The sequence below is a fragment of the Ruegeria sp. AB9 genome, from assembly GCF_056542585.1.
The window spans coordinates 65,257-77,997 of the sequence record NZ_JBQGAA010000009.1 but is presented as its reverse complement, the minus strand read 5'-3'; the positions used below and the strand labels follow the sequence as shown (position 1 = coordinate 77,997).

10 protein-coding genes are annotated in these 12,741 nt (G+C 56.3%); 5 read left to right on the top strand and 5 right to left on the bottom strand.

Going from position 1 to position 12,741, the window contains the following annotated elements; all coding sequences use genetic code 11:
- Positions 1-54: 54 nt before the first annotated feature.
- From galE to ACR0K5_RS17180, 5 genes are all read left to right on the top strand, one after another.
- The gene (gene galE, locus ACR0K5_RS17200) at positions 55-1,038 is read left to right on the top strand and encodes a UDP-glucose 4-epimerase GalE (protein ID WP_480630876.1); all 984 of its coding nucleotides are present in this window, start codon (positions 55-57) and stop codon (positions 1,036-1,038) included.
- Positions 1,039-1,045: 7 nt separating this feature from the next.
- A complete protein-coding gene (locus tag ACR0K5_RS17195; protein ID WP_480630875.1) occupies positions 1,046-2,089 on the top strand; it encodes a glycosyltransferase family 2 protein in 1,044 nt (347 codons plus the stop codon).
- A 185-nt stretch (positions 2,090-2,274) separates the two neighbouring features.
- Positions 2,275-3,261, top strand: coding sequence for a glycosyltransferase family 2 protein (locus ACR0K5_RS17190; RefSeq protein WP_480630874.1), 987 nt, complete (start codon positions 2,275-2,277; stop codon positions 3,259-3,261).
- Positions 3,258-4,958, top strand: a complete 1,701-nt coding sequence (locus ACR0K5_RS17185) for a DUF5927 domain-containing protein (RefSeq protein ID WP_480630873.1) — start codon at positions 3,258-3,260, stop codon at positions 4,956-4,958. The genes ACR0K5_RS17190 and ACR0K5_RS17185 overlap by 4 nt, the downstream gene beginning before the upstream one ends.
- Positions 4,959-4,964: 6 nt before the next feature.
- The gene (locus tag ACR0K5_RS17180) at positions 4,965-6,416 is read left to right on the top strand and encodes a nodulation protein NodH (protein ID WP_480630872.1); all 1,452 of its coding nucleotides are present in this window, start codon (positions 4,965-4,967) and stop codon (positions 6,414-6,416) included.
- On the opposite strand, the gene ACR0K5_RS17175 is transcribed toward ACR0K5_RS17180, so the two are convergent.
- Genes ACR0K5_RS17175 through ACR0K5_RS17155 form a run of 5 tightly spaced genes read right to left on the bottom strand, consistent with a single transcriptional unit; the run spans position 6,400 to position 12,721 of the window.
- Positions 6,400-6,918, bottom strand: a complete 519-nt coding sequence (locus ACR0K5_RS17175; protein ID WP_480630871.1) for a L,D-transpeptidase family protein — start codon at positions 6,916-6,918, stop codon at positions 6,400-6,402. The genes ACR0K5_RS17180 and ACR0K5_RS17175 overlap by 17 nt on opposite strands.
- Before the next feature lie 59 nt (positions 6,919-6,977).
- Positions 6,978-7,763 (bottom strand): ion transporter, encoded by a 786-nt coding sequence (locus tag ACR0K5_RS17170; RefSeq protein WP_480630870.1) that lies wholly within the window; start codon positions 7,761-7,763, stop codon positions 6,978-6,980.
- A gap of 21 nt (positions 7,764-7,784) precedes the next feature.
- Positions 7,785-9,014, bottom strand: a complete 1,230-nt coding sequence (locus tag ACR0K5_RS17165; RefSeq protein WP_480630869.1) for a class I SAM-dependent RNA methyltransferase — start codon at positions 9,012-9,014, stop codon at positions 7,785-7,787.
- 39 nt (positions 9,015-9,053) lie between these two features.
- On the bottom strand, positions 9,054-10,886 hold the full coding sequence (locus ACR0K5_RS17160; RefSeq protein WP_480630868.1) for an ABC transporter ATP-binding protein: 1,833 nt from the start codon (positions 10,884-10,886) through the stop codon (positions 9,054-9,056).
- Positions 10,883-12,721, bottom strand: a complete 1,839-nt coding sequence (locus ACR0K5_RS17155) for an ABC transporter ATP-binding protein (protein WP_480630867.1) — start codon at positions 12,719-12,721, stop codon at positions 10,883-10,885. The genes ACR0K5_RS17160 and ACR0K5_RS17155 overlap by 4 nt, the downstream gene beginning before the upstream one ends.
- Positions 12,722-12,741: the final 20 nt, after the last annotated feature.

Genomic DNA, 12,741 nt, shown 5'->3' with positions numbered 1-12,741 from the left:
CTTCACCGGCCCAAGCGGCATAGCTGGTTCTTAACCCATTCCAATGGAAGCAACATGAAGACAATTCTCGTTACCGGCGGTGCCGGATATATTGGTTCACACGCCTGCAAGGCGCTTGCGCAGGCAGGCTATCTTCCTGTGACCTACGACAATCTGGTCACTGGTTGGCAGGACGCGGTAAAATACGGACCTTTTGAACAGGGCGACCTGTTGGACCGGGAACGTCTGGATGAGGTGTTTGCAAAACACAAGCCCGCTGCGGTGATGCATTTTGCGGCGCTCAGCCAGGTTGGCGATGCTATGCGTCAGCCCGGGCTATACTGGTCGAACAATGTCACAGGTTCACTGACGCTGATTGAAGCTGCGGTTGCGGCCGGGTGTCTGGATTTTGTGTTCTCGTCCACATGTGCCACATATGGCGAGCACGACAATGTGGTTCTCGATGAGTCCACGGCACAGTATCCCTTGAACGCCTACGGCGCATCGAAACGCGCAATCGAGGATATCCTTAAAGATTTCGAGGCGGCTCACGGACTGCGCCATGTCATCTTCCGCTATTTCAACGTTGCAGGTGCTGATCCCGAAGGCGAAGTGGGTGAGTTTCACCGGCCCGAAACCCATCTGATCCCGCTGATGCTGGACGCAATTGATGGAAAGCGGGAAGGATTGACTGTCTTTGGCACGGATTATGACACGCCTGACGGCACATGTATCCGCGACTATGTACATGTTTGTGATCTGGTAGATGCGCATATTCTGGGGCTGGGCTGGCTGGAAGAGGGCAAAGAAAGCCGTGTCTTCAATCTGGGCACCGGGTCCGGGTTCTCAGTGCTTGAGGTGATTGAGCAATCCAAATCCGTCACAAACCGTCCTGTACCGTATTCAGTGGGGCAGCGTCGGGCCGGAGATTGCACAAAGCTGGTATCCGGCTCTGTTCGGGCTGAAAATGAACTGGGATGGAAGCCAAAAAGATCAACGTTAGAGACGATGATCGCCGATGCCTGGCGCTGGCACCAGAACGGCCACTACGAGAAATGAGGCCCCGGTGACGTCCAGCGCAGCTTTGACACTTCCCCAGATCGGATGGGCACAGAAGTACAGGTTACGCTGGAAACGTCGGCGGCTGCTTTGGAGATCGCTGCGCAGCCGACATCAGTTGACCTGCGTGAAGGATCAGACAGCCAGGATCCAGAGCGGCGACGTGTTGGCCTTTACCACCTTACGCAACGAAATCATCCGCCTGCCCTGGTTCTTTCGTCACTATCGCGGTTTGGGTGTTAATCACTTTCTGATCGTCGACAATGGCAGCGACGATGGATCGTCAGAATATCTGCAGGATCAACCGGATGTCTCTGTGTGGAAAACCCATTCCAGCTATCGTGGATCGCGGTTTGGTCTGGATTGGCTGACCTGGTTGCAGATGCGGTATGGCCACCGCCACTGGTGCCTGATGGTCGATGCGGATGAACTGTTGGTTTATACCCATTGCGATACCCGATCCCTGCATGACCTGACAGAATGGCTGGACCGGCGCGGAAAGGTCGGGTTCGGGGCGCTGATGCTGGACCTGTATCCCAAGGGCCCTTTGGGCGATGAGGCTTACGACCCTCAAACCGACCCAACCAATCCACTGGGCTGGTTCGACGCAGGGCCGTTTCGCGTGCAACGTCAAAGCCCTATGGGTAATCTATGGGTACAGGGTGGCGCAAGAGAACGGGTGTTTTTCAAGCAAACACGGCAGAGATCACCAACGCTGAACAAGATACCGCTGATGCGCTGGTCGCGACGCTATGCTTATGTGAACTCATGTCATTCCGCCCTGCCGCGCCATCTGAACGAAGCCTATGACGGGCCGGGCGGCACGACCCCGTCGGGCGTGTTGCTGCACACCAAGTTCCTGCCCGACGTTATTGAAAAATCCAAAACCGAAAAACAGCGCCGCCAGCATTTTCATGATCCGGACCAATTCGGGCCATACTACGATGGAATAATTAACCAACCGGACATGTGGACCTCACAATCGGTGCGCTACACCGGCTGGAGCCAGTTGCAACAGATGGATCTGATGACCAGCGGGGGCTGGGACTGAACATGAAAACAACGACATCAACGGCACGTTTACTATTTACGGGTTTTAAAGTCGTTGCCTCAGAAGATGCAAAGGTGGCATAAACCGATAATGCCTTGTCGCGCCAACGGTCGCGACGGGGTCGGGGAAAGCTCGCGTCATAACAAAGGTTGGGCAGTCGCGTGAGCCTGTTTGAGTCTTACAAAATGAGATTGCGGCGCAAGCGCCGTATTCTGCGTTGCCTCAAACGACGCCGCGAGCTCAAGCCGGTCAGCAATAATACAAAGGCAATCCGCAGCGACGATATCCTGTTGATGAGCGTTGTGCGGAACGAGAAAATCCGCCTGCCCTTCTTTCTTGAGTACTACCGGAAACTCGGCATCAACCACTTTCTGTTTGTCGACAATAACAGCGATGACGGCAGTTTCGAGTTTTTGCAGGAACAGGCCGACGTTTCGGTCTGGCGGACTACAACCAGTTACAAACGCGCAAGCTATGGCCTGGACTGGTCGAATTACTTGCTGCGCAAATATGCGCATGGACACTGGGTCCTGAGCGTCGATCCGGATGAATTCTTCATATACCCGTTCTGCGACACCCGCCCCATCCGCGCCTTGACGGACTGGCTGGATGGCAGTGCCGTGCGCAGCTTTGGCACCATGCTGATCGACATGTACCCTGAGGGGCCAGTGGACGCTGAACCTTATGCCGAAGGTCAGGACCCGTTCAAAATTGCGCGCTGGTTCGATCCCGGCAACTACATGATCACCAAGAATCCCGAGTTCAAGAACCTATGGATACAGGGTGGCCCACGGGCGCGCGTGTTCTTTCGGGACAACCCGTCCAAAGCGCCGGCGCTGAACAAAATTCCGCTGGTGAAATGGGACCGGCGCTATGTCTATGTCAGCTCGACCCATTCGCTTTTGCCGCGTGGGCTCAATCAGGTTTATGACGAATGGGGTGGCGAGAAAGCCAGCGGATCCCTGCTGCACGCCAAGTTGATCAATATTCTTGGCGACAAAGCCCGCGAAGAACTGAAGCGTGGCCAGCATTATCGCGGATCGGGCGAATACAAGGCCTATGCCACTCAGCTTGAGGACAAGCCCGTTTTCTGGTGCGAGTGGTCCGAGGCATATATCAACTGGCGGCAGCTTGAGATCCTGGGCCTCATGTCGAAAGGGAACTGGGCATGAGTGGTCTGGGTGTTGTCATGCTGGTTCATACGTCGCTGGACCGCGCCGAGCAGGTCGCGCGCCACTGGACAGCAGCAGGGTGCCCGGTGGTCATCCATGTAGACCGCAAGGTATCAGACGATGTGTACACCCGATTTGTGGCGTCGTGTTCGAATGATCCAAGGATTGTGTTTTCGGATCGGCATCGGTGCGATTGGGGCGGTTGGGGTATTGTTGCCGCCTCACAATGCGCATCCGAGCTGATGCTGGAGCAGTTCCCAGAGGTCCGGCATGTGTTTCTTGCATCGGGGGCTTGCTTGCCCTTGCGACCGGTTCAGGAACTGATCGATTACTTGTCAGATCGTCCCCGCGTCGATTTCATCGAAAGCGCGACGACGTCCGATGTCAGTTGGACCATCGGTGGGTTGGATCATGAACGGTTCACCCTGCGATTTCCGTTCTCATGGCGCAAACAGCGCAAATTGTTCGACGCATATGTAAAACTTCAGCGCGCCGTTGGATTTCGCAGGCAAATCCCCGACGGCCTGGTTCCGCATATGGGTAGCCAGTGGTGGTGCCTGACCCGCCAAACGTTATCCGCAATCCTTCAGGACCCAAGACGCAAGCTATATGACAAGTACTTCCGTCACGTCTGGATTCCGGATGAAAGCTATTTCCAGACACTGGCGCGTTTGTATTCCACGCATATTGAAAGCCGGTCTCTGACCCTGTCCAAATTCGACTATCAAGGCCGTCCGCACATCTTCTATGACGATCATCTGCAATTGCTGCGCCGATCAGATTGTTTTGTCGCCCGCAAAATCTGGCCCCGCGCGGAACGGTTGTACCAGGCATTCCTGACGGACCAGACCGGAGCAATGAAACCGGCGGAACCTAATCCGGGCAAGATCGATCGCGTATTCTCGAAAGCGGTGGAACGGCGAACTCGCGGGCGCGACGGACTGTACATGCAAAGCCGGTTTCCCCGGCATGGCAGTGAAAACGGCCTGACATCATCGCAATATTCCGTGTTCCAGGGCTTTTCCGAACTGTTCGAGGATTTCGAGCCATGGCTGGCCGCGACCACAGGAACCAGAGTCCACGGGCATCTTTTCGGGCCAGAACGCGCCGAATTTGCGCAGGGGGAAACCATAACGAATGGCGCACTCAGCGATAGTGCGGCGCTGCGGGATTATAACCCAACGGCCTTTCTGTCGAATCTGATCTGGAACACACGGGGCGAGCGTCAGTGTTTTCAGTTCAGCCCCAGGGACACGCAGGAAATCAACTGGTTTCTGGCGCGGGACAAGAACGCTCAGATTTCCGTCATCACCGGCGCGTGGGCAATTCCACTCTTCCGGTCGAACATGAACTTCGCGGAAATCCGGTGTGAGGCGGCACGTCTGCAACAAATTGAAACCAAACAGCTTGAGGTACTGACATCGGTCTGGACCAAGGCGCGGATGCGCAGCTGGACGCTGGCCGATTTTGTTGAATCTCCGATGGATGCATTGCAAACCGTCCTCGAAGAGATTGGCATGCAGCAGGCCAGACACCTGACCGAAGTGCCGACCATGGTCGATCTGTCCGGATTCGGGAAGTTCCTGCAAAACCTCAAGAATCAGGGAATGCACCCTTACCTGATGGGCGATTTCCCGGCAGACGACACATTCGGCCGCCAGACTAAACCCTACCGAAAACCTTATCTGGTGCAGTGATTGCCCATGTCAGTAAATTTTGATTACTTCGTTATTCTGGCTGCCATGCGCACAGGATCGAACCTGCTTGAGGCCAATCTGAATGCGCTGGACGGGATTACCTGCCACGGAGAGGCATTCAACCCGCATTTTACTGGCAGCCTGAAATCTGACCACCTGCTGGGTCTGTCACTGGAAGACCGGGATGCGGATCCCATGCGATTGCTCAAAGCCATCCGATCAGCGCCGGGCGACATCAATGGCTTTCGATATTTCGAAGACCATGACCCACGTATTCTGAAGCCTATGCTGAACGATCCGCGTTGCGCCAAGATCATTCTGACCCGCAATCCACTGGACAGCTATCTGTCACTGAAAATCGCCCGGGCGACACAGCAGTGGCTGCTGAAGAATGTGAAACGCCGCGTCGACGCGCAGGTTACCTTCGAGGCCGAAGAGTTTTCAGATTATCTGACACAGATGCAACGCCATCGGTTTATGCTGCAAAGGCATCTGCAAAAAACCGGCCAAACAGGGTTCTTTATTAACTATGACGACCTGACTGAGCTGGAGGTCATGAACGGGCTGGCCGCGTGGCTGGGGGTAAAGGCACGACTGACCCGCCTGGACGATACACTAAAGCCGCAAAACCCGGCGCCGGCCGTGTCGAAAGTCACCAACCCCGATGAAATGAATCAAGCCCTTTCCGATCAGGATCGGTTCGGGCTGTTTCAGTCGAGTAGTTTTGAACCTCAGCGCGGCGCGGCCGTACCGCTATATGTAGCAGCACCACGGTCTTCATTAATGTATTTGCCCATTCGCTGCGGATTAGAGCCTGTAGTCACGCAATGGCTGGCTGATCTGGACGGATGCCCGGTGGCCAAGCTGATCACGGATCGGAATCGCAAACAGGTCCGTTCCTGGAAGCAGAACCATCCCGGTCATCGGCAATTCACGGTTCTGCGTCACCCGCTGGCCCGGGCACATACGGCGTTTTGTCAGCATATTCTGAGCACCGGGCCGGGCAGCTACAAGATGGTGCGGAACTACCTGCGCAACCGGCTCAAACTGCCGATCCCAGGGCAAGTGCGGGAAAACAACTATTCCCTTGAGCAGCACCGTGAAGCATTTTGGGGGTTTCTGGACTTTTTACGCCTCAACCTCAACGGTCAGACACCGATCCGAGTGGACGGTACGTGGTGCAGCCAATTCAGGACATTGGAAGGAATCGCGTCCTTTACCATGCCGGACCTGATCTTGAGGGAAGAGGACTTGACGACGGCTCTGCCGGATTTGGCGCGCAATATGGGGCATTCAAACCCGCCACAACCTGGTCACTGCGCTCCGGATGAACCGTATTTTCTCGACCAGATCTACGATGCACAACTGGAAGCGCTGGCAGTTGAAACCTACCAGCGCGACTATGAAGCGTTCGGATTCTGTGCCTGGTCGCCGATACAGCCTAAGGGCGCAGAGTGATCAATGTACCCCGGCCGACCATCGAATAGATCTCTTCGATTTCGTCATTCTTGACCGCGATGCATCCTGCTGTCCAATCCGGCGTCTTTTTGGCGCGTCTCAGCTCTGATCTCAGATTCGGTTGCCCGTGGATAAAGATATCTCCACCGGGATCAACACCCGCAGCCTTGGCTTTGGCAACGTCCTGCGAGTTGGGATAGGATATGCCTAAGGACAGATGATACCGGCTTCTGGGGTTGTGACGATCGATCAGATATGAGCCCTCGGGCGTTCGGCCGTCCCCGCGCTGGTTCTTAGTTCCACTGGGTGCAAACCCCAAATCAACATCATATTCCTTGAGGATCTTTTCGTTATGCAACAGGTAAAGTTTGCGCGCGCCCTTGTTGACCACCAAAGAGGTCACTTCAGGTCCGTTATATGTCAGAAATCTTGGGCTGGCTGAGGCACAAGCCGATAGACTCAGCGTTGCCATCGCCCCCAATCCGAATGCTCGACGATCCATGTTTCACTGCCTGCTCTGCTTTTTTGCAATCATTATGTCAAAAAAAATAAAAACTGAAATCACTTTTTGATGTTCGACTGCTCGACCAGCCGACGTTCAATGCTCTCCAGTCGTTCCAGAACCTCGTCGCGATAGGCGTCGGTTTTAACCTCGTCCTCGGCGTGGTGGGCATCCTGCATCGAATTCACGATAAGGCCCACCAACAGGTTCACCACTGCAAAAGTGGTGACCATGATGAAGGGGACAAAAAAGACCCAGGCGTAAGGATAAACCTCCATCACCGGTCGCACGATCCCCATCGACCAGCTTTCCAATGTCATGATCTGGAACAGCGTGTAGGCGGACAGGCCCAGATCGCCGAACCAGCTCGGAAAGCTTGCCGAAAACAACTTGGTCGAGATCACGGCCCCGATATAGAACAGGATGGCCATCAGCAGAAACACACTGGCCATTCCGGGAAGGGCCGAGATGAACCCTTCGACCACGCGGCGCAGGCGTGGAGCGACGGAAATCACGCGCAACACCCGCAGAATACGCAGGGCGCGCAGCACGGATAGGCTTCCGGCGCTGGGAACCAGGGCGATGCCGACGATCAGGAAATCGAATATGTTCCAGCCATTTGTAAAGAACCTGCGCCCCGAGGCGATCAGCTTCATGGCAATTTCGGCAACGAAAATTGCAAGGCACAGTTTGTCCAATGCTACAATCACCGGCCCTGCTATTTCCATCAGGGTCGGCGATGTTTCCATCCCCAGAAGGATGGCATTGAAGATGATGACAGCCGTAATGAACCGGCCGAAAACGGGCGCTTCTATAATGTTCAGCAAACGCTGTTTAGACCTCATGAGTCGCATTCCCCTGTCTGATCAAGATGCGGCGTTCAGGACAAACCGCGCAGCGAGTTCCGTATGTGACGACCATCGAAATTGGTCAACGACCTGTACCCATTCAAGGGTGTAGCCCGCGTTAACCAGCGTTTTTGCATCGCGAGCAAAGGTGACAGGGTTGCAAGAGACATAGGCAATCACCGGTTGTTGAGCCTGCGCAATCTCTTCTATCTGCGCTTCGGCACCGGCGCGGGGCGGGTCCAGCACGACTGCGCCGAAGGGCTTCAGTTCATCCGACATCAGCGGGCGGCGGAACAGGTCGCGGGCCTCGGTGGTCACACGTTTCAGACCCTGAGCCCTGCGCCAGCCCTGATCCAATGCCTGGGCCATAGCCGCCTCGCCTTCAACTGCGTGAACTTCGGCACCTTCCGCCAAGGGCAGAGAGAATGTTCCGCTGCCTGCAAACAGGTCAACAATACGTTTCGCACCTTTTGTGGCTTCGATAACCGCCTGTAACAGAGCCTGTTCTCCGTCCTGTGTTGCCTGCAGGAAGGCTCCGGGAGGCGGTGTGACATTAGCTGTTCCAAACCGCTGAACCGGTGCGTGGCGCATGGCGATGACCTCACCATCCCAGCTGAGCCGGGCCAGACCATGCTTCTCGGTCGCTTGCGCCAACGCAAGTTCCAAAGGGCCGTCCAAAGGTTTGCCACCTTTGACGGCCACATCTAAACCGCCGTCCGACAGTGTGAGCGCGACAGCCAAAACGCCTTTGCGGCTTCCGCCCAGAACAGCTAGCGCCTCGGCAACTGGAATGGCAGCGATCAAAGACGGGTCGAGCAACAGGCACTCGGGTATTTCCGTGATCGCCTCTGATGCACGACCGTGAAACCCAGCCAATGTGCCCTTCTTCGTGCGTCTTACGGCAATCGTAGCGCGCCGACGCGACTGTTCGGGCGAAGTGTGTATTGGACGCAGAGGCGCATCGAGGCCTTGCGCCGTCAGTGCGTTGCGCACAATTTCCAGCTTCCAACTGGCCACAAATGCATCAGATGCGTGCTGTAACTGGCAGCCACCGCACGCTTTGTAGTGACGACACGGAGCTTTGATCCGGTCTTCGGACGGAGTCTCTACCCGGATATCGGTCAGAAGCTGGCCAACAAGAGTGCCACTGATGACCTCGCCGGGCAGGGTGCGCGGGGCGTAGACAGGGCCGTCAGCAATGCCATCGCCCTGATGTCCAAGCCGTGTGATTGTGAATTGCTGCTTCATGAGGGGCCTGATAGCCGGGCTTTAACAGCAACAAAAGCCTTATTCCGCAGCTTCCGCCTGAATGAAGCCACCCGATTGACGGCGCCAGAACCGCGCGTACAGCCCGCCCTGCTCCAACAGCGCCGCGTGCGTGCCGGTTTCCACGATCCGCCCCTGGTCCAGAACAATTATCCGGTCCATCTCGCTGAGTGTGGACAGCCGATGCGCAATGGCCAGCACGGTTTTGCCTTCCATGACCCGATGCAGCGCTGTTTGAATCGACGCTTCAACTTCGGAATCCAGTGCAGATGTCGCCTCATCAAGAACCAGGATCGGCGCGTCCTTCAGAATGGCGCGCGCCAGTGCAATCCGTTGCCTCTGCCCGCCACTGAGCTTTACACCGCGCTCACCCAGATGAGCATCATAGCCTTTGCGACCGTTCGCATCCTCGAGGCTCAGGATAAATTCATGCGCTTCGGCCTTTTTTGCGGCAGCGATCATTTCGTCCTCTGATGCGTCCGGCCTGCCATACAGGATATTCTCAAGCGCGGAACGGTTGAACATTGCGGTCTCCTGCGTGACCATACCGATCTGGCGGCGCAGGCTGTCTTGCGTCACCTGCGACACGTCCTGACCATCAATGAATATAAAGCCACTTTCTTTGTCATAAAGCCTGAGCAGCAACGACACGAGTGTGGATTTTCCGGCCCCCGATGCACCTACGATGCCCAGTTTTTCACACGGTTTGACGGTCAGGGTCAAATCCGTGACCCCACCGATATCCCGGCCATAAGCAAAACCGACACCTTCGAATGAGATCGACCCTTCGGACACCTTGAGATCTTTCGCGCCGCCCACATCCTCGACCCGGTCTCGCTTGGCCAGCGTCTTCATCCCGTTTTCGATCTCACCCACATTGGCATATAGCCCCATCAGCGTGAAACTCACCCAACCGGTCATCTGAGCAATGCGGATCGAGACAGCCCCAGCGGCAACAATGTCCCCGGTGGTCGCCATGCCGACCTGCCACAGCCACAAGGTCGCGCCCAACAACAAAACGGGCAGGACACCGGCCAGTGTCATCAGGATGAACCGGAAACTGGCGGACAATTTACCAAAATCCAGCGATCTTTCGCGCAACTCGACCATCGACTTGCGCGCGGCCTGATCTTCGAACGCGGAATGCGCAAACAGTTTGACCGTCTTGATGTTGGTAATCGTATCGACCACTTGCCCCGACACCATCGCCCTCGCACCAGCTCGCGCGCCAGACCGCACGCGGATGCGAGGCAGAAACCAACGTACAAGCAGGAAATAGACCGCCAACCAGGCGGCAAAGGGTAACATCACCAACGGATGAATAGACCCTAACAAAAGCAAAGATCCCAACAATGACGCCAAGGCAAATACAATTGCGCTGATCGTTTCTGACACGACTGACGCCATGGCGTTCGATGTCTGCATCTGTTTCTGAGCAATCCGGCCGGCAAAATCGTCATCGAAATAAGTCACCGACTGGCCCAGCGTCCAACGGTTCAGCTTGGCCAGCACCAGAGGTGTGATGTTGGGCATCACGATGTAGTTGTTCGACAGAGACGACAGGCCAAACAAGATCGGACGCAGCAGCATGAAGAAAGTGACCGCGCCAAAGATCATCCACATGTTTTCAGCGGTCAGAAAGTTCTCGGGCCCGCTTGAGGTCGCCACGTCAATGACACGGCCAAGAATCCAGGCCGTGACCGCCTCCATCGCGCCAGCGATCGCCGAAAAGAATGCCGCAACAAAAAGCATGGGCCAGGCCCCGGACAGGTTCCAGCGAATGAACGCCCCCAAAGTCTGTGGTGGGGGCGTTTCGATGTTCTTGAAGGGGTAGATGAGGTCAGCAACCCTCATTCAGCAGCCTCCGGGTTCACGAAGCCGCCAGATTGCCGCGCCCAGAACTGCGCGTAAAGCCCGCCCTGCGCCAACAGGTCGGAATGCGCACCTTCTTCGACAATGCGGCCCGCATCCATAACCAGAATCCGGTCCATCTGCGCGATGGTGCTGAGCCTGTGAGCGATGGCTATCACGGTTTTACCTTGCATCATGCCGTAGAGAGTTTCCTGAATTGAGGCTTCAACCTCGGAATCTAGTGCAGATGTCGCCTCGTCCAACAACAGGATCGGCGCGTCCTTCAGGATCACCCGCGCCAGCGTCACCCGCTGTCGCTGACCACCGGACAGCTTCACTCCACGTTCACCCACATGAGCGTCGTACCCAGTTCGACCCTGCGGATCTTGCAGGTCAAGGATGAACTCGTGCGCTTCGGCCTGCTTGGCGGCGGCGATCATCTGCGCCTCGGACGCATCCGGGCGCCCATAGAGGATGTTGTCGCGCACGGACCTGTGAAGCAGCGCGCTGTCTTGTTGGACCATGCCGATATGGCTGCGCAGACTGTCCTGTGTGACCTGCGCAATGTTCTGGTTGTCGATCAGAATTGCACCGCGCTCGACGTCATAAAACCGCAAAAGCAGCTTTACTAGGGTCGATTTACCCGCACCGGAACGTCCGATCAAACCGATCTTTTCACCGGGCCGGATGGTCAGATTGATATGATCCAAACCGCCCGCATCGCGACCGTAGTGATGTGAGAGATCGCGAATCTGAATCTCGCCCTTGCTGAGCTGCAGGGGTTTCGCCGCCGGCGAGTCGAGCAGATCGATGGGTTGAGCGATGGTCTCCATCCCCTCGGCCACGATACCAAGCTGGCGGAAAAAGCTGGTCAGGGCCCACATGATCCATCCCGTCATCGCATTCAGGCGCAGGGTCAGCGCCGTGGCCGCCGCGACAACACCGACCGAAGCGCTGCCTTGCATCCACAAGGCAATCGCCCAGCCTACAACACCCACGATCAGCATGCCGTTCAAAGTGACCAGGACCGCATCCATTATGGTGAAAATCCGCATCTCGATCTGGAAAGTCCTGCGGGTTTCTTCGATCGCCTCACGGGCATAGTCCAGCTCTTGCGGGCCATGGGCGAACATTTTGACCGAATGGATGTTCGTATAGCTGTCCACGACCCGACCCGTGACGGTCGAGCGCGCGTCCGAGGCTGCCTTGGACGCCGGACCGACACGCTGAACCGTCCAACGCACCAGCACCGCATAGAACGCGAACCAGATCAGCAGCGGGATCAACAAACGCGGATCCGCTGCGTACAGCAGGATCGCCGCGCCGATCAGATACGCCAGCGAGAAGGAAATCGCGTCAAAAACCTGAAAGACCACCTCACCCGCTGCAGGAGGGGTTTGCATGATCCGGTTTGCAATCCGTCCGGCAAAGTCGTTTTCGAACCAGCCAACTGATTGACGCAAAACGTGTTTGTGCGCACGCCAACGGATAAGCGTGCCGAAATTGGGCAGGATCGAATTGTTCAGAAGCAGCACATCGATCAGATGCAGAAGCGGACGCAGCAGGAGCACGAAGGCTGCCATCAATAACAGTTCCGTCCCGTGGTTCTGCCAGACTTCCGCCGGGGTACCACCCAGCAGGTCAACAACGCGACCCATGTAGTAGATCAGCCCGATTTCAACGCCCGCGACGATGATGGAAATCAGCGCGGCCCAGACAAATACCCGAAAGAAGGGCCGCGAATAGTCCAACATGAAAGGCCACAGCCGTGTCGGAGGGATGTCCGTTTCACGATACGCGGCAAAAGGGTCAACAAGGTTTTCGAAATAGCGAAACATGGAGAGTGCTCCGATTGAGC

Coding starts and splice junctions, on each gene's coding strand:
- ACR0K5_RS17185 (WP_480630873.1), top strand. CDS start 3,258: ATGAGTGGTCTGGGTGTTGTCATGCTGGTTCATACGTCGCTGGACCGC.
- ACR0K5_RS17165 (WP_480630869.1), bottom strand. CDS start 9,014: ATGAAGCAGCAATTCACAATCACACGGCTTGGACATCAGGGCGATGGC.
- ACR0K5_RS17170 (WP_480630870.1), bottom strand. CDS start 7,763: ATGAGGTCTAAACAGCGTTTGCTGAACATTATAGAAGCGCCCGTTTTC.
- ACR0K5_RS17190 (WP_480630874.1), top strand. CDS start 2,275: ATGAGATTGCGGCGCAAGCGCCGTATTCTGCGTTGCCTCAAACGACGC.
- ACR0K5_RS17180 (WP_480630872.1), top strand. CDS start 4,965: ATGTCAGTAAATTTTGATTACTTCGTTATTCTGGCTGCCATGCGCACA.
- ACR0K5_RS17175 (WP_480630871.1), bottom strand. CDS start 6,918: ATGGATCGTCGAGCATTCGGATTGGGGGCGATGGCAACGCTGAGTCTA.
- ACR0K5_RS17155 (WP_480630867.1), bottom strand. CDS start 12,721: ATGTTTCGCTATTTCGAAAACCTTGTTGACCCTTTTGCCGCGTATCGT.
- galE (WP_480630876.1), top strand. CDS start 55: ATGAAGACAATTCTCGTTACCGGCGGTGCCGGATATATTGGTTCACAC.
- ACR0K5_RS17160 (WP_480630868.1), bottom strand. CDS start 10,886: ATGAGGGTTGCTGACCTCATCTACCCCTTCAAGAACATCGAAACGCCC.